The organism is Paenibacillus borealis (assembly GCF_000758665.1).
Taxonomy (GTDB): domain Bacteria; phylum Bacillota; class Bacilli; order Paenibacillales; family Paenibacillaceae; genus Paenibacillus_AQ; species Paenibacillus_AQ borealis.
On the sequence record NZ_CP009285.1, the window covers coordinates 6,452,382 to 6,470,098 of the forward strand.

19 protein-coding genes and 1 other annotated feature are annotated in these 17,717 nt (G+C 51.0%); all 19 genes read right to left on the bottom strand.

The window, feature by feature from the left end; translation table 11 throughout:
• Positions 1 to 94: 94 nt before the first annotated feature.
• A complete protein-coding gene (locus PBOR_RS35730) occupies positions 95 to 1,591 on the bottom strand; it encodes a LysM peptidoglycan-binding domain-containing protein (protein WP_052429654.1) in 1,497 nt (498 codons plus the stop codon).
• Positions 1,592 to 1,821: 230 nt separating this feature from the next.
• Positions 1,822 to 2,703, bottom strand: a complete 882-nt coding sequence (ilvE, locus tag PBOR_RS27320) for a branched-chain-amino-acid transaminase (protein WP_042217034.1) — start codon at positions 2,701 to 2,703, stop codon at positions 1,822 to 1,824.
• A 4-nt stretch (positions 2,704 to 2,707) separates the two neighbouring features.
• Positions 2,708 to 3,595, bottom strand: a complete 888-nt coding sequence (pheA, locus tag PBOR_RS27325) for a prephenate dehydratase (protein WP_042217035.1) — start codon at positions 3,593 to 3,595, stop codon at positions 2,708 to 2,710.
• Positions 3,592 to 4,572, bottom strand: coding sequence for a homoserine kinase (gene thrB, locus PBOR_RS27330; protein ID WP_042217036.1), 981 nt, complete (start codon positions 4,570 to 4,572; stop codon positions 3,592 to 3,594). The genes pheA and thrB overlap by 4 nt, the downstream gene beginning before the upstream one ends.
• Positions 4,573 to 4,632: 60 nt before the next feature.
• Positions 4,633 to 5,919 (bottom strand): homoserine dehydrogenase, encoded by a 1,287-nt coding sequence (locus PBOR_RS27335; RefSeq protein ID WP_042217037.1) that lies wholly within the window; start codon positions 5,917 to 5,919, stop codon positions 4,633 to 4,635.
• Positions 5,920 to 5,951: 32 nt separating this feature from the next.
• Entirely contained in the window at positions 5,952 to 6,389 is a 438-nt protein-coding gene (locus tag PBOR_RS27340; RefSeq protein ID WP_042217038.1) for an ACT domain-containing protein, read from the bottom strand.
• A gap of 153 nt (positions 6,390 to 6,542) precedes the next feature.
• Positions 6,543 to 7,298 (bottom strand): hypothetical protein, encoded by a 756-nt coding sequence (locus tag PBOR_RS27345; protein WP_042217039.1) that lies wholly within the window; start codon positions 7,296 to 7,298, stop codon positions 6,543 to 6,545.
• A 15-nt stretch (positions 7,299 to 7,313) separates the two neighbouring features.
• Complete coding sequence (locus tag PBOR_RS27350; RefSeq protein WP_157764140.1) at positions 7,314 to 8,060, bottom strand: hypothetical protein; 747 nt, start codon at positions 8,058 to 8,060, stop codon at positions 7,314 to 7,316.
• 5 nt (positions 8,061 to 8,065) lie between these two features.
• A complete protein-coding gene (locus PBOR_RS27355; protein ID WP_042217041.1) occupies positions 8,066 to 9,238 on the bottom strand; it encodes an SPFH domain-containing protein in 1,173 nt (390 codons plus the stop codon).
• A gap of 301 nt (positions 9,239 to 9,539) precedes the next feature.
• A complete protein-coding gene (gene obgE / locus PBOR_RS27360) occupies positions 9,540 to 10,850 on the bottom strand; it encodes a GTPase ObgE (RefSeq protein ID WP_042217042.1) in 1,311 nt (436 codons plus the stop codon).
• 15 nt (positions 10,851 to 10,865) lie between these two features.
• Positions 10,866 to 11,606, bottom strand: coding sequence for a Spo0B domain-containing protein (locus tag PBOR_RS36465; RefSeq protein WP_042217043.1), 741 nt, complete (start codon positions 11,604 to 11,606; stop codon positions 10,866 to 10,868).
• A gap of 216 nt (positions 11,607 to 11,822) precedes the next feature.
• Positions 11,823 to 12,134: a 50S ribosomal protein L27 gene (gene rpmA, locus PBOR_RS27370; protein ID WP_020429282.1), complete on the bottom strand. Its 312-nt coding sequence runs from the start codon at positions 12,132 to 12,134 to the stop codon at positions 11,823 to 11,825.
• 17 nt (positions 12,135 to 12,151) lie between these two features.
• The gene (locus PBOR_RS27375; protein WP_042217044.1) at positions 12,152 to 12,487 is read right to left on the bottom strand and encodes a ribosomal-processing cysteine protease Prp; all 336 of its coding nucleotides are present in this window, start codon (positions 12,485 to 12,487) and stop codon (positions 12,152 to 12,154) included.
• A gap of 12 nt (positions 12,488 to 12,499) precedes the next feature.
• Positions 12,500 to 12,811 (bottom strand): 50S ribosomal protein L21, encoded by a 312-nt coding sequence (rplU, locus tag PBOR_RS27380; RefSeq protein WP_036698983.1) that lies wholly within the window; start codon positions 12,809 to 12,811, stop codon positions 12,500 to 12,502.
• Positions 12,812 to 12,825: 14 nt separating this feature from the next.
• Positions 12,826 to 12,911: a sequence feature (ribosomal protein L21 leader region), on the bottom strand.
• Positions 12,912 to 13,066: 155 nt separating this feature from the next.
• Entirely contained in the window at positions 13,067 to 14,308 is a 1,242-nt protein-coding gene (locus tag PBOR_RS27385) for an Rne/Rng family ribonuclease (protein ID WP_042217045.1), read from the bottom strand.
• A 31-nt stretch (positions 14,309 to 14,339) separates the two neighbouring features.
• Complete coding sequence (locus PBOR_RS27390; protein ID WP_042217046.1) at positions 14,340 to 15,182, bottom strand: M50 family metallopeptidase; 843 nt, start codon at positions 15,180 to 15,182, stop codon at positions 14,340 to 14,342.
• Positions 15,175 to 16,029: a M23 family metallopeptidase gene (locus tag PBOR_RS27395; RefSeq protein ID WP_042217047.1), complete on the bottom strand. Its 855-nt coding sequence runs from the start codon at positions 16,027 to 16,029 to the stop codon at positions 15,175 to 15,177. The genes PBOR_RS27390 and PBOR_RS27395 overlap by 8 nt, the downstream gene beginning before the upstream one ends.
• A gap of 164 nt (positions 16,030 to 16,193) precedes the next feature.
• On the bottom strand, positions 16,194 to 16,988 hold the full coding sequence (gene minD / locus PBOR_RS27400) for a septum site-determining protein MinD (protein WP_042217048.1): 795 nt from the start codon (positions 16,986 to 16,988) through the stop codon (positions 16,194 to 16,196).
• A 5-nt stretch (positions 16,989 to 16,993) separates the two neighbouring features.
• Positions 16,994 to 17,653: a septum site-determining protein MinC gene (minC, locus tag PBOR_RS27405; protein WP_042217049.1), complete on the bottom strand. Its 660-nt coding sequence runs from the start codon at positions 17,651 to 17,653 to the stop codon at positions 16,994 to 16,996.
• Between the last annotated feature and the right edge of the window lie 64 nt (positions 17,654 to 17,717).

A 17,717-nucleotide genomic window follows, 5' to 3' on the forward strand; every position in this document is an offset into this window, starting at 1 on the left:
CGAGTCTCTATACCTGCAAAAACTATAAAAGTGCAGCAAGCCCGCATCATATGCGTGACCTGCATGCACTCCGTAAACCTTGGTTTCAGACTGCTTAGTTAGAAATCCATGGATTCTTATTCTTTTTGGCTGTATTCGAACGTGTTTTGGAAGAAGTCTTAGCCTTGGCTGTTGTTGTTTGACTGGAAGTTTTCACTTTCGGTGCCGTTTTGGAAGCTCCGCTCTTTGCATTCTTCGCTAACGGAGCTTCAACGCGTCCTGCTTCCAGAGTCTCTGCCGGTTCCTGTACTGCCAGCTCCGGAACCTGGATTTCCGGAACACGGTTATGAGCGAAGTTCTCCATGCCCGGGTAGGACGGATAAGGAGGGATATTCGATACCATCGGCTGATCATACACCGGTGACACCGCATTAGGCATTGAATTCATTCCTGATGAATAAGGGGATACCATTCCCTGCTGCGGCATGCCGTACACCGGATACGTATTGTACATAGGCTGCATCGCCTGCTCATACGGGTAAGGCTGAATCGACATTCCGCCGCATCCGCAGGAAGGCCAAGGAAGATTGACTGGCTGGCCGCTATACTGCGGAGAAACAAATGACGCATTATCGCCAGCCGGACTCACTGCGGACATTGCCGCATTGTTATAGTCAGGCGCAGCATTAGGATACCAGGTCCCGGGATACTCGCCCGCAGGATAAGCATAGTACGGCGGGCAATCCGGCATGAAAGCCGCAGGCTGAATGTAGTTAGGGGCAGCGTTGATGTCCATCATTCCCATGGGTTCATACACCGGATATACCGGCGGACAATTCATAAAATACGGGTTCTCATTCAGACCTGGATAGCCTTCTGTCTTGTCGCATGGAGAGCCTTTGCCTTCATTCCAGGCTGCCGGTTGAACCTCTGTTTTATGTGCTTCTTTGGGCATCTCATATGTGATGGCTTCCTGTGCCGGAACTGAGATTTGTACAAACAAGCTTTGCTTCTCATGGATGATTTCCTGGACCGGCATCACTTCGGGTGCCTTATTAGGCGCAGGGTTAGGCGCTGGTACAGGAACGGCGATAGGAACCGGGACAGCTTCTGCAGCAGGAGATACGACCGGAGCCGGCTTTTCTATTGGACCGGTATAGGTTTTGCCGCCAATAGCTGTTTTGTCTACCACTGCAGGAGCTGTTGATTGTGCTTGAATGGGGGTAGTATTAGCTTTTGCCGGAGCGACAGACTGAGCCTGAATAGGCGAAGCAGTATTAGCTTTCTTCGGGATATTCACTATTTCCCCAGTCATCAGAACATTAGGATTCTTAAGCTGCGGATTGGCATCAATCATATCCTTCAGCGTAATCCCCCATGCTTTGGATAGCTTCCACAAGGTATCACCTTGTTTCACGGTATGCTTGTAGTATACATCGCTGTTATCCGGTACAGCTATCGGGGCTGCCGGTATTTTGACCTTATCACCGACAGCAAGCACGTCTGGATTCGAAATTTGCGGATTGGCCTCGATTATTTTTTGCAGCGGCACTCCATACTTCTGCGATAACGCAAACAGCGAATCGCCTTGCTTAACAATGTGTATTTTCACGCAGCATTTACCTCCTAATAAGTATCTATGATCGACGTTGCACCCCGGTTCAGGGATTATTGCACTCCAGCATCGGTATATGCGGTACAGCCGCCTCCTTCGTTACTTCATCTTATGCAGCCCATGGGCGAATGACATCCCTAAAAGCAAAAAAAATCCTCCCATGGCTCCATGAGAGGATTAATGCTCTATTCATTCAATGGTTACAGCTAAAGTTCACTGTCGCTATATTATTCCCAAACCTTGTAACCGTCTTTGTCCACAACATTACGGAATTCTTCAAGCAGCTGAAGGGTAATCGGACCGGCATGACCGGAGCCGATAATCCGGCCGTCGATTTCACGGGCTGCAATGACTTCAGCTGCGGTACCGGTGAAGAACACCTCATCGGCAATATATACATCATGCATGGTAAACGGCTCTTCCTTAAGCGGCAAGCCCAGTTTCTCACATAGCTCGATAATCGCCAGACGGGTAATGCCCTCAAGCGCGCCCAAATAGCAAGGAGGCGTGTAGACTACCCCTCTTTTGATAATGAAGATGTTGTCGCCTGATCCTTCGGTTACGTACCCTTGAGCATTCATCATGATCGCTTCATCGGCTTCGGCCAGATTAGACTGGATCTTCACTAGAATGTTGTTGAGATAGTTCAGCGATTTAATCTTAGGGTTCAGCGCATCCGGGATGTTGCGGCGCTGGGATACCGAAACGGCACGGAGACCGTTCAGATAAGCCTGTTCAGGGTAGATGGCCAGCTGCTCTACAATAATGATGACACTGGCTTTGGGACAGCGGCGCGGATCAAGTCCCAGATTACCAGGACCGCGAGAAACAATCAGGCGAATATAACCGTTGCGCATTTCATTAAGGCGGATGGTCTCAGCCATAGCCTCCAGCATCTCATCATACGTCAGCGGAATCTCCAGCATAATCGATTTGGCCGAATCATACAGCCTGTCCAGATGCTCTTTGCATTTGAAAATATTGCCGTTATAAATACGGATACCTTCGAAAATACCGTCTCCATATAAAAAACCGTGATCAAATACCGATACCTTAGCATTTTCCTTCGTTACATGTTGTCCATCCAGATAGATCCATTGTTCAGCCATGAACTTACTGCACCTCCGCTTTCTCTTCCTCATAGGTGTATGTGGGATATGACCCCAGAATCCGTACCTGACAGCCCAAAGCCTTGATCTCTTCGATCGCCCCCGGAAGCAGCACAGACTCTATCGGTTCCAGCACATCAATATAGAAATAATAAGTACCCAGTTTCTTCTTGGTAGGCCGTGATTCAATACGCGACAGATTCAGCTTCCTCCAGGAAAATGCAGCCAGCACCTGATGCAGCGCACCAGGAAAATCCTCGGGCAGCGTCACAAGAATACTCGTCTTGTCCCCGCTGCTCTCTAGCGGGAGCTCCAGCTTCTCCTGCCCAACAAGTACAAAACGCGTGTAATTGTTGTTATGGTCTGTAACCTGCCGCTCCACAATCTCCAGCCCGTGCGTTGCTGCCCCGAGTGATGTTCCGATGGCGGCCCAGCCCTTGCCGGGATTATCCTTTACAATCTCAACGGCTTCGGAAGTGCTGCCCACAGATTCCAGCTCCGCCCACGGTGCGGCTTTGCGGATAAACTGCAGACATTGTGCCATAGCAACCGGGTGGGACAGGATTTTGACGATCTTCGTATAATCCTTATGCCCGCTCCCATCCGTAAATTCCTGCGGATTGCCAATCAGATTCTGCACGGACGGAAAAATCCACTCCGCCTGCATTGGCAGATTCACCTCATTAATGAGCCAGTCAATATGCAGGCTGACCGAGCCTTCAATCGTATTCTCAATCGGAATCACACTGTAATCCGTAACTCCGTTCGCCGTAGACAGGAAGACATCGGATATCAGCTTATGATGCTCAATATTTACCGGGTTACCCCCAAATAAATGCAGCAGCGCTTCATGCGACACCGAGCCCTGAGGCAATACCGCTATTGATTTCATGACTGTAATTCTCCTTTTATCATATCCAAAAATGATTCGTTTTGCATCCCGTTTCTTTCAATCAGCTCCGCAGTGACACCCGAAGTGCACGGAGACAGCCATACAGTACAGGAAGGAATACCATTCTCCTGCATCGTCTCTTTCAGGAAATTCTCCAGCTCCTGCTTCTTATCCCCGTTACGGTCCACCATACATAACAGTGTAGGGCCTGCACCGCTCAATGCAATTCCCAGAGCACCATGCCCGGGCGCCTCAGCAAGCAGCTTCTCCATACCCGGCACCATGGGTGCACGGTACGGCTGATGCAGGCGGTCCTGCATAGCTCTGCCGATCATATCGAGCCGGCCGGCAGATAGCGCTGCGGTAAGCAGCGAGGTACGGCTGATATTATGGACAGCATCACTCATCGTAACTTCGGCAGGCAGCAGCCCCCTTGCTTTGACTGTCTCCAGTTCAAATTCTGGAATGACCACAAGCACTTCAAGCTCCCGGGGAGGCTCGATCCGGATATAATCGGCATGCTCTCCATCCCATACTGCTGTGATAATCCCCCCGAAGATGGAGGCTCCTACATTATCGGGATGCTTCTCAAGCGCTGTAGCCATATCAAACAGCTTCGCAGCGCCAAGCGGTGAACCAATCATAGCATTAGCTGCGGCCAGTGCGCCAACAATCGCTGAAGCACTGCTGCCCAGTCCCCGGGTGAGCGGAATCTCGGAATACATCGAGATGGATAGCTCAGGGACAGAAACCCCGGCCTCCGCAAATACCATTTGGGCCACCTTGTACAGCAGATTGCTTTTGTCACGGGCGATACCCTTCATCTCATCACCATACAGGTGAAATACTGTTTCAGTTGCCTCTTCCATCTCAATCCAGGCATACAGTGACAGTGCCATGCCCAGTGTATCGAATCCCGGACCGAGATTAGCGGTGCTGGCAGGGACTTTTACTCTAGACCTTCCGTAAATACTCATGGCGTGGGAAATCTCCTTCGTTATATTTGCACGCAGCCGTTGAATCTCGGAATGCGGTACTCAGCCTTCTACACGATAATGGCTCTTGATGCGGTGAATGACGTTCAATTGCTCCAAATGCCGCATTACTTTATTCATACTCGCTTTGCTGGCATTGTGCGTCACAATAATAATCTCTGCATCCGGGTTATTGGGATTGGCCTGCTGCACTACGGAATCCAGGCTGACATCATATTCGGCAAACACCTGAGTGATCTTGGCCAGCACACCCGCCTTATCATCCACATGCAGGAGGAGGAAGTTCTTGTAGAAGATATCTTCATCGCTCTTCAGCTTCTTCTGCTTATACGGGACAATCTGCTTGAGTCCATTCACACCCAGCTTCAGATTCTTGATCACAGCCACAAGATCCGCTACAATCGAGGTTGCGGTAGGCATTGCGCCTGCTCCGGCACCATAGAACATTGTTTCCCCTACGGCTTGACCATACACATATACCGCATTATACACTCCGTTCACGGATGCAATCGGATGGCTCGCACGAATCATCGTAGGCTGCACACTGATGCTGAATTCTTCATCCTGGCGTTCGGCAATGCCGAGCAGCTTCATCTCGTAGCCCAGCCGTTTGGCAAAAGCAATATCTTCTTTGCTCACGCCGGAAATGCCGCTCACACTGACATCGCTCAGTTCAACGTTGGTCCGGAAGCCAAGTGTACCCAGGATAGCCATCTTGCGTGCCGCATCCAACCCTTCCACATCTGACGTAGGATCCGATTCAGCATACCCGAGTTCCTGGGCTTCCTTCAGGACATCCAGATAAGACGCGCCTTCCTGGCTCATTTTGCTAAGTATGTAGTTGGTTGTCCCGTTAACGATACCCATAATCTTCATGATCTTGTCGGAGGAGAATCCTTCAATCAGTGTACGGATAATCGGAATGCCTCCCGCCACGCTGGCCTCATAGAACACATCGCACTGCTTCTCCTGGGCCTTGGCCAGAATCTCCGAGCCATGCAGGGCCATCAGGTCCTTGTTGGCTGTAACGATATGTTTGCCTCGCTCCAATGCCTCAAGAATGTATTCTTTCGTTCCCGCAATACCGCCCATGACCTCGACAATGACGTCAATTTCCGGGTCACGGATAACCTCCCATGGGTCATCGGTGATCTTGGATGGATCGACTTCAATTTCCCGCGGCTTCTCGGTATTCTTCACAGCTATACGTTCAATCAGGATGGGCGAGCCTACCTGGCTGCTCAGATCCTCCTGATTCCCTTCAACGATACGGACTACGCCCGTACCTACTGTGCCTAAACCCAGCAATCCCACTTTAACCGGCTTCATCTGTGTCCTCCTAAAAGTTTTGTTAAGCGATATCAACCCTGACCTATAATTAATGCCCGTTTCACACCCGAGATTGCCTTTAGACTGTCCAGCAAATCGCCTAATTCTTCATTTAAATGAGAAATTTCAACAGAGATCACCACATTGGCCCGCCCCTGCAGCGGGATACTCTGGTGGATCGTCAGCACATTGGCCCCGTGGACAGCCACGGAACCCAGCACCTTGGACAGCATGCCAGACTCGTGCTCCAGATCAATCGAAATGGTTACGATGCGCTCACGTTCCAGCTGATGAATCAAATGAATTCCGTCTTTGTATTTATAAAAAGCGCTGCGGCTAAGCCCGACCTGCTCCACGCCCTCGTGTACCGTTTTGACATCTCCTGCTTCCAGCAGCTGCTTGACCTGCATGGTCTTCAGTACAGCATCGGGCAATATGTCCTCCCGGACCAAATAATAGCGTTCTTTCACGAACGTCCTCACCCCAAAGACTTTTGTATGTACATAGTGGACATTATACGGGATGAAAGACTTAAATTGCAACACTTTTTCATATGAGAGCAAGTGCCCTTGGATTTTCAAAAAAGGCTATTCCGCCCGTTAATCAGGAGGAACAGCCTTCACTTAACTGTAAGAAACGGTCGTACCGCAGTAGTCACAGCTCTTGGACTGGAGAGGAGATACGGTATTCTGCGCACCACAGCCCGGGCAGCGTATGGACTTCGGCTGCTGCTGCGGCCTTGGCGGCTGATACACCGTTTGTCCGCCAGAAGAAGAAAATGGTGATGAATCCGCCTGATTAACTGGAGCCTCAGGCTCAGTATCCGCCCCTTCACTGAAGAGGAGCCCGGAGTCCAGCACCCCATACTTCTTGAGGTAGATCAGATCCCTGTTCACATCGCTCTCACTTTGTCCGGTACGGTCAGCCAGATTCCCAATATAACGTACTCTTCCCACAGTAATTAGCTGTACATATTGATTGGCCAGCTGTGAGAAGCGGAATCTGGCTTTGGCCGCCCTTTTGGCAAAAGCTGACGCGGGCAGGAGCAGAACAAGAGCAAAGAGGATTAACATTATAATTAACGTCATGACATCGATCCCGTCGTCACTATATATCGAATAAAGGAGAAATCCCATCATCTGCACAAATCCCCCGACAAAAACATGGTACAGCAGGCTGTAATTGACGGCTTTGCGGTAGTTTTTGTAATGTGTTCCAAAGAAGCGTATCAAAGCAAGCACAAGCCCGAGCGGCATCACAAGATAGCCCACTCCGATAGTTACATAGTCAAATGTTGTCCGCTCATATTTGGGCAGACCGTCAGACGGCTGGCCTTCCCGGCCCGGCAGCAGTCCTTCTAGCTCATTCACGATACCCATTCCGTAATCTTCCTCCTATTTAAGTGCCGCCAGCTCCCGGTTACGCCGCTGGAGCGTGCTGGCAATACTATCCGTCAATTCCTGTGTTTCCGCGTCCCAGTCGGCTGGCGGCTCCTTCAGTACAAGCAATAAGGCAACATGATCATGGAGCAGAGAAATCTGCTGGCTTATCACATCCTCAGTAGCGGACAACTCCGGACTAGAGATTGGATCACTATATTGGAATACCTCCTCCAGGGTACCCACCAGTTCAGTCAAACGAATGGATTCCGGATGCTTCCAGGTGCCCGCGAGCTCTCTGATCTCGTGCAGCTCCTGCCGGTGACGGCGCAGATTTCGTGAGGCACTGGCATCCCTCTGTTCCTGTGAAGCTGCATTCCTTCCATATAACCCTATCGCTTCAAGAACAGCTACAGCAGCAACCAGCACGATTAGCTGCACTCCCGCATACCAGAGCGGACTCAGTTCCAGGAGCCAGTCAAGCAATACAGCCGATGCGATTACCACAGCTACATACAGGCCAACAATCCAAGCTCCGCTCAGTAGCAGCGGCGAAGTTCTGCTGACATCAGGAGCGGTGCGCAGCCAGAATACGCTATACCCATATACAACGGTCTCGGCAATGCAGACTGCAAGCAGGGTCACTACGAAACGCATCAGCGATTCAGAGAATCCAAGCATGAAGAAGGAAAATACAGTGACCGCCAAGACGGCAATATAAATGACAGTTATAAGACCCGTGTAAGACCTCTGCTTATTCATCCGGCTCACCCATTAGCCGCCCTTGTTCCGCATTCCGCGCAGAATTTCTGACCGGGCTGCAGCTCATGCCCGCAACCCGTGCACTTGATGATCAGGCTCTCGCCGCAATGCGGACAGAATTTGGCGCCGGGAATTACCGGCTTGCCGCAGCTGCGGCAAGTACTACTGGCTGCCGCCGGCATCGGCTGCAGGCTCTGACCGCAGCCGGTACAGAACCGTGCATCTGCCGGGTTAAGCGTTCCACAGCCCGCACAGGATTTGGAATTCGTTCCCGGTCCTGCCGCCGTACCGCCGTCCAGTGACATGCCGCGGGTCATCCGGTTCATCATATCGGTCGCAGGTCCGGCAAGGCCAAAGCCCATACCAAGCCCCAGGCCGGTATTCATCATCCCGGCGCCTAAATTACCCGGATTACCTGCGGCTTCCTCCATGGTGTTGAAGCTGCGTTCCTGCTGATAGGTGAAGCCGATAATGTCCATTTCTGCTTTTTTGGCTAAAGCCTCTTTCAGACGGAGTATGGCCGGATCATTATCAGGAATGTTAATCGAATCAATAAAGAAGTTATTCAGCTCGATCCCGCTGTCCAGGAAGGACGATGCCAGACGGCCTTGGATATGCTTCGAAATTTCTACTACATAGGCGTTGATCTCCAGAATGCTGATTTTTTTGTGCACCAGGTAAGAAGAGATCAGTTCATTGATATTGGACATCAGCAACCCGCGGAAATAACTTACCATAGTGTCCTGATCAAAGACCGGCAGCGTCCCCACCAGCTTCAGCAGGAATTTGCGGGGATCCTCAATCTTGACTCCGAATTGGCCGAAGGCGCGGACAGAAATCATGATTTGGTATTTGGGATCCTGCAGCTGCAGCGGCGAACTGGTCCCCCACTTGACGTTCATAGAGTTCATCTTGTTCACGAACCATACTTCCGCTGTAAACGGTGATTTGCCGCCGAACGGCAGATTCACTACATTCGACAGAATCGGGATGTTCGCCGTGCTGAGCGTGTGACGTCCCGCTGTAAAGGAATCGAGCGCCTCTCCGCCCTTGAACAGAATCGCCTCCTGGGACTCATTCACAATCAGCTGTGTCCATGTACCCAGCTCCTGATTAGGGTATTTCCAGGCGAAGACGCCCGCAGGCCCATCATATTTGACTACTTCAATAATTGCCATCTGCCTATTCCTTCTTTCATGACAGGTATATGTATTTATTATCGGTTGATTCAGCTGGAAATAAGTGCTTATTGCACTTAATTATATACGGGGATCTTCTTATTTAGGTTCGGTTGCAGATAATTCTGTCTCCCCATGGCCTGAACTTTCTTGAGTCCACCTATGATTGTAGTAAATTTAGCCAAATATTTAAAGCAAACTTTATACAAATCCGTTCTTTTGGTACCCGATAATATTAAAAAAGCCGGCCACATCCCCTCTCGGGAGACACAGCCGGCATATTGAATCTGCTTGTTAACGCTTAATAGTAGCTGCTGTTCTCAACAAACTCGAATTCGAAATCAGCAATGCGCACGATGGTGCCTTCTACAGCACCGCGCTTGCGCAGTTCGGCATCCACGCCCATATGACGCAGGGTACGGGCCAGCTTGAGGATGGCATCATGTGTACTCAGCTGCATCCGCTTCAGCATCCGCTCAATGCGCGGACTGGTAACTACAAAGGCATCGTTGTCACGGGTAATCGTGAAGGAATTATCCTCTTCCGCTTCCAGCTTATACACCTTGCGTTCAGTGGTTTCAGCCACTTCTTCAACAACCGGTGCTACAGGGATGCTGTCAAGAATATCCGTTGCACGGTAGAGCAGCTCCTGAACTCCCTGGCGTGTAAGCGAGGAGATCGGCATGATTTCAAGATCAGGACGAAGCTCCGCCACACGCTCGCGGAAGGCCGCAAGGTTCTCTTCGGAATCAGGCATATCCATCTTGTTCGCCGCAACAATCTGCGGACGGTCAATCAGGGCTGCGTTGTATTGCCTTAGCTCGTCATTAATCATCACCCAATCCTCGAAGGGATCACGGCCTTCAGAGCCGGACATATCCACCACATGAATGATGATACGTGTACGTTCAACGTGGCGCAGGAACTCATGTCCAAGCCCCACTCCTTCACTCGCACCTTCAATCAGTCCCGGCAGATCCGCCATAACAAAGCTGCGTCCATCTCCAACATCAACTACACCAAGGTTGGGTGTAATCGTTGTGAAGTGATAGGCGCCGATCTTCGGCTGGGCAGCAGATACTACCGACAGCAATGTAGATTTACCCACACTCGGGAATCCTACCAGACCCACGTCTGCCATTACCTTCAGTTCCATTACGATGTAACGTTCCTGGCCTTCTTCACCGTTCTCGGCAAGCTCCGGCGCAGTGTTGTTTGCAGTCGCAAACCGGGTATTCCCCCGGCCGCCGCGGCCGCCGCGGGCCACAACGACCTGTTGTCCATGACGGGTCATGTCGGCAATGATCTCCTGGGTATCATCATCAATCAGCACAGTTCCCGGAGGAATGCGTACGATCATGTGATCGGCGTTAGCCCCGTGCTGGCTTTTGTTGCGTCCCTTGATCCCGCGGTCAGCCTTGAAGTGGCGCTGATAACGGAAATCCATCAGTGTACGCAGGCCTTCATCCACCCGGAATATTACATCTCCGCCACGGCCGCCATCGCCGCCGGCAGGGCCGCCTTCCGGTACGTACTTCTCACGGCGGAACGCTACCAGGCCATCGCCGCCATCGCCGCCTTTAACATAAATCTTAGCTTTATCTACGAACATTAATGTTCACCTTCCTTACATCTCCAGCGGTAACCGCAGTTCTACATAGCTTGTGCTCGGCTGAAACTGCTCCGCCTTCATGATTTTTCCTTGTACTATATTATAAATTTGCCCCTGCAGCAGTTCGGGATTGCCATGATCTCCCTCACCCTCGAAAGAGATAAGAATGTCTCTTCCCTCCTGTGAAAAACCGAGCCGAAGCTTCCGCGCTTCCCCTTGCGGTACAAGTCCGCTGTATTGATACGCCCTAACGGTCTGCATTATCACAGATGTCAGCTCATCGCCTGTTTCGGGACTGAGCTTGTCCTCCAGCTGCAGCCCTTCCTCCACCTGCACTTCCAGTTCCAGACTGCTTCTGTAGGTCCGGAAGGATTGCAGGTAGAATACCAGTGAAGGTACACCCAGTTTGGCAATACGGCTGTCCAGCGCGATACGCTCCTTTATTCTTTCCACACATTGCACGGATTTATCAGGTTTCCCCAGCTGGATATATCCGTAAAGTACCTGCAGATCGTTCATCCAATCATGACGATGGTGATTCAGTGTCCGGTTTGCCGCCTGCTGCAGAGTCTTCTCCTGTATACGCAGTTCCTCTTCATAATGACGCCGGTTGTAAAGAAAGCTGAATGCAAGCACTGCCGCTACCCATACTCCGAGCAGCAGGCATGTGAAAAGGGAGGGTTGCCAATACACGAGACCTAAAGGAAGCACTGCGGATAACATGACTGCCCAGACGATAATTTTCCAGGATTTCATTCTTTCTCCCCGTCCCTCGGTTCGCAAAATTCATTCCAATGTAGCGGTTGCTCATCTTGCTTGATATTTTCCATTTCCCAGTATAACACAGGCTTTCTCTGCAATCACCAGCATTCCTGCCGGGTGTTTGACTTGAATTCTATATGTGCGAATATTTTCAAAAAAAGCCCCCGGCACTCATGCCGGAGGCTTCTCATCTAAATAGGTTCCGAAAGCTTACGCTTCCAGTGCCGCTGCTACCGGAGCGACATCAACCGGATACACGCTCACTTTTTTGCGATCGCGACCCCAACGTTCGAACTTCACTACGCCGTCCACGAGTGCGAACAGTGTATCATCCTTACCGATGCCCACGTTAGTGCCCGGGTGGATTTTTGTTCCGCGTTGACGAACCAAGATGTTGCCGCCGGTTACTGCTTGACCGTCAGCACGTTTCACGCCAAGACGTTTAGAGTGGGAATCACGTCCGTTCTTTGTGGAACCTACACCTTTTTTCGATGCGAATAATTGAAGATCCAATTTCAACATGTTGTCAACCTCCTTCTTCAAATAATGACTTCCTGTATCTGAACATATTTTCTGTAAGATTTAGCGATATCTTTGAGCATCAGCACCATGGATTCCAGCAAAAGCTGCACCTTGGCGGAGACTTCAGGATCATTCACGGGAACCAGGGTTCCACTGAGAAATCCATCCTTCATTGAAGTATCCAGAACCACACCGGTCAGGCTTTCAATCGCATTCACTGTTCCCACCGTAACGGTTGAAACGCCCGCGCAGACGATGTCTTTACCATTCCTTGCGTATTCCGCATGCCCTTTGACGGCAAAACCGACAATGACACCTTGAGCAGAAGCCCGTGTAATCCGCACGTTAATCATTAACGCACCTTCTTACGCCTGAATCTTCTCGATAGTTACTTTGGTGTACGGTTGACGATGGCCTTGTTTCTTGTGGTAGTTCTTCTTAGGTTTGTATTTGTAAACTACAACCTTATGACCTTTACCATGTTTCTCGACTTTGGCTGTTACAGACGCGCCGCTTACCAGCGGAGTTCCTGCAGTCAAACCACCTTCGTTAGAAACAGCCAAGACACGGTCAAACGTTACGCTTGCGCCGTCTTCAGCTTCCAGCTTCTCAATGAACAACACGTCGCCCTCTTGGACTTTGTATTGTTTACCGCCAGTTTCGATAATTGCATACATTGTACTTGCACCTCCTCATGTCTCAGACTCGCCTAGTCTAGGTGGCAATCCCCGGAGGAATTACACTTGATATACCCGATCGGAGCGGTTACAGCATGTGCAGGAATTTAACAACCAAACACATACTTGAAGATATTATCATACTTATTAGCCTAAGTCAAGGGTAAACGGCTTTGTCGTCCTTTTAAAGAACGGCACCGTTTCAATGGTATCTTCAAGTGAAGTTGAAGCCTCGGGCACAGCTGTTATGCCGCTCTACTCCAGCCATGTCCCGACTTTGCCGGTCCCGCCGCAGCATTGACAGATCACCGGTGCAAATCCGGCCGAATCATGCCTTGCCTTCTTGCGGGTCATTTCCAGCAGCCCCAGATGAGTCCAGCCGAGAATATGCGTCTTGGTCCGGTCGCGGCTGATGATGCTCTCCAGCTTCTGGATGACCTGCTTCCGGTGTTCCTCCCGCTCCATATCAATGAAATCAACAATAATAATGCCGCCCGTATCCCTTAGACGGATAAGCCGTCCGATCTCTTCCGCCGCCAGCAGATTGGTCCTTGTTACGGTATCCTCAAGGTTCGTCCCTCCGGTGTACTGAGCTGTATTCACATCAATAACGGTGAGCGCCTCCGTCTCATCCCAGATGAGCGTAGCCCCGCCTTCCAGAATAATCTTGCGGCCGAAGCTCTTATGGAGCTGATCCCCCACACCATAAGCCGAGAAGATAGACTCTTGTCCACGGTAGAATCCTACAGGCTTGTACCCTTCAGGAGCCATATCGGTAAGGAAGGCTTCCGCCTCCTTGACTGCCTTAGCTGAATCAATCAGCAGCTCATCACGCTGCGGGTTGAAGGCATCCCGGATAAACCGCTGAACGATGCTCAGATCACAGTGCAGCAACGCTGGCGCATCCGCTTCCTTGGCCCGCCGGGTAATCACTTCCCACTGGGCCCGCAAAAAAGCCAGGTCCCCTTCAACGGCCTCCGCAGGCTCGTCCTCGGAGACTGTACGCATGATGAGTCCCTCTTCACCCTTACGCAGCCGTTCACCGATTCCTTTGAGCCGGCTGCGCTCGGATTCACGGCTGATTTTTTTGGAAACCCCGACATACTCGGCAAAAGGCATGTACACCATCCAGCGTCCGGGCAGGGTATAGTGGGTTGTCACCCGCGCCCCTTTGCCGCCACGCGGCTCTTTTCTCACCTGGACGACGATCTCCTGACCGGGCTGCAGCAGCGTCTCAATGGAAGGCTTCACCTCGGGCTGCTTCTCCAGATGGGGATGGAGCACATCGTCTACATATAGGAAGGCATTCTTTTTCTGTCCGATATCTACAAAAGCCGCCTGCATGCCAGGCAGCACGTTCATAACCCGGCCTTTATAATAACTCCCGACCAGACCTTGCTGCTGATCGCGTTCAGCCGCATATTCCACCAGCCTCCCGTTCTCCAGAAGAGCCATACGAGTAATATGTTGTGTGGAGTGAACGATCATTTGTTTCATGGCTTCACCTCTGGTTTGAATCATTCTAGCTTTACATTCCGAAATAAGAAGAAATCAGACGCTGCTCCGGGACAACAGCCACTATATCCCTGTCATCGTTCATTACATAGATAAAATGATAATGGTTACGTTTAAATAGACGCAATATATCATCCAAAGGTTTCGCAGCGAGAGCAACTATCGGGCGGGCAGCGCTGTCTGAGTGCAGATACCGCTCATAGATCTGTTCCCTGTTCATCAAAAAAGCAACAAACCGGTAAGGCAGGTTGCGTTGGTCTGTTACATTGGAATAGAGCAGAAAGGCTCCAATCATCAGCAGGTTGAGGCGAAGTCCGCCGCCGGTTCCCAGCGGAAGCAGGGCGAACACCACAACAAGCAGACTGGCAGCAATACTGACTCTGCCGATCCACAGCAGGGTGTAATAATACGGAAGCAGCAGACTTAGCGCTGCCTGCAGGATTTTGCCCCCGTCCAGCGGGAGCACCGGCAGCAGATTGAACAGCGCGATCATGGCATTGGCCCCGATGAAATAATCCAGATAAGCGCTGCTGCCATACTCCGCTTGCTTGAGGGCCAGCGCCATCAGAATCATTATCCCGTTCTGAAGCGGTCCGGCAAGGGCAATCCCCATTTCACGTCCGGCTGTAAGCCGTCCATGGTCCTCAATGACCGCAACTCCGCCGAACGGCAGCAATTGCACGGATTTGACAGTAACCCCGGTCAGCAGTGCCGCACATACATGTCCAAGTTCGTGGATAAATACAATCGAGAACAGGGTAATCAGTTCAAGGAACTGTCCGGTGAGCACGGAGAAGAACAGAATCAGCACGAAGAGCGGATGCAGTGACAGCTCAATACCGAAGATCCTAATCAAACGATACCACTTCAGCGGGATCAATATAAGACTTGTCTTTCATAATCGCAAAAAAAAGCAACGGGATCTGAGCATCCTCCGTCCCCTGAATCCAGCCCACCGTATCTCCGCTCTGTACCCAGTCATCCACCGCGAGCCGTGTCCCGCTCAAATGACCGTATTCCGCCGTTATATTTCCGGTATGGCGGACTGTAATCCGGATACCTCCCTGGGCTTCTTTGGATACGGACAATACACGGCCCGTATCCACACTTTCCACCGTGACACTGGAGCTTGAATCATCTGCCGGCATAATTTCTACCCCCTTGAGGGAAGCGGCAAAGGGTCGCACTATACTCCCCTCCAAGGGAGCGCTCAGTTCATGTATGGCTGTCACTTTTTCTGCCGGCACCTCTTTATCTCCAAAAATCGGAATAAATGAAGGCGCTCCATTGAAATGCTCCTCATACCACACCTGCACTGCAGCGAAATCCATATCATTGCTGAGGGCGCCAGTGATGAAATACTGCGACTTCACGGCCCACGGCTCACTCACTGCAAAGATTCCCCATACCGCTCCGAAGACTAGCAGGCTGGCAATCGTCCTCCGCATGAAGCCCGAGCCAAAACGCGGCCCTTCCCCGCCATCGTCCTCCCAGCTGCTGCGCTGCTTCTTCCACATCACCTCAGGATCAGGTTCGGTTGAAGCCGTAAATTCTTTTCGGGGACCCGCCCCCCATTCCCTGAACGGGATAGTGTTGTCAGGCGGCGTGAAAAGCGCAGGCGCTGACCCGGCTTCGGTCTGATCCTCCAATAAGCTCTGTATACGCTTCTTACGGCGATTTTTGATATCTCTCTGGTATTCCATATTGATCCCTCCGGACGGGCTTGTTTTACTTCCATTTTATGAGTAGCGGAAGCTGCTTTAGAACAAGCCTTCAGAGAGATCGCCGGACACAAAAAACCCGCCATGGATTTCTCAGCAGGCGGGTCTTAAGGGAAGATCACTATAGATAAGTGCCTGGCCAGGGTTCAGCCCATTCCAAAAAATTTCTTGAATTTCTTAAAAGCACCCGGTTTCTGGTCCAGCTGCATCAGTGGTACCGCATCGCCAAGAATACGCCGGGCAATATTGCGGTAAGCAATCGCTGCTGCAGAATTCGGATTCATTACGGTAGGTTCACCGCTGTTCGCTGCCTTGATGACCAGCTCATCATCAGGCACAATCCCGATCAGATCAATATTGAGCACCTGGAGAATGTCTTCAATATCCAGCATATCGCCGGATTTCACCATTCCCGGACGGATACGGTTGACCACCAGCTTCGGTGATTCCACATGCGACTGCTCCAGCAAACCGATGATCCGGTCTGCATCCCGCACCGCAGCATGCTCCGGAGTAGTGACGACAATGGCTTTGTCGGCGCCGGCAATGGCATTGCGGAAGCCATGTTCAATTCCGGCCGGACAATCGATCAGAATATATTCATATTCCTTCTTGAGTTCAAGAATAATATCCTTGACCTGCTCCGGTGTGACCGAGGTCTTGTCTTTGGTCTGGGCTGCGGGCAGCATGTACAGCTCATCGAAACGCTTGTCTTTGACCAGCGCCTGATTCAGACGGCAGCGGCCTTCCGCCACATCAACCAGGTCATAAATGATCCGGTTCTCCAGCCCCATGACTACATCCAGATTCCGCAGTCCAATGTCAGTATCGACCAGACATACTTTTTTGCCCTGCAATGCAAGCGCGGTCCCAATGTTGGCTGTTGTGGTTGTTTTGCCAACTCCGCCTTTGCCCGAGGTTACGACAATCGCTTCTCCCATGGAGGCTACACCCCTTTAAACACATTTAAATCCTGACGTAATTTGACTATATTATGAATTTTGTCGATTTGCATAGCACCGCCTGATAAATAGGCAAATTCCATACTGCTCTCCCGGGTTCCCCATTCATCCGGCGGCCTGCTGATAATATCAGCAATCCGGAGCTGGGTAGGAGCCAGCAGAGAAGCGGCAATAATCGCTTCCTGATTACCGTTGATTCCGGCGTGTGCCATCCCTTTAAGCGCTCCAAGAATATAGATGTCCCCTGAGCAGGTAATGGTTCCTCCCGGATTCACATCGCCGAGAAACAGCAGATTGCCCTCATGATGCAGCACCTGGCCGGAACGGAGCATTCCACTCATCAGGAATAATGCTTCCGGATCCTTCTCTTCCGGGTCCTCCAAGGCTTCAACGGAACGGATTAATAAGTTCCCCTGGCTTTTGAGGATATCCAGAACTGCCTCTTTATCTTCTTCGGTAACAGGCCGGTTGCCCAGCTTGATGTCTACATGCACAATCGGTCCGGTCAGAATATTTTGATGGCTGTGCTCCAGCTTATAGCGAAGCTCGCTTAAGAGATCTTCAAAGGGACACTTGTCGTCTAGCAGGAATACCAGGCCATCCTTGATGCCCTTAATCCTTACATGCTTGGATTTAACTGTCATATGCCTGTCCCCCCATCCTCATTCATTCGTGCCGGGCCGGGCAAATTCCTTCTTTATAGGATAA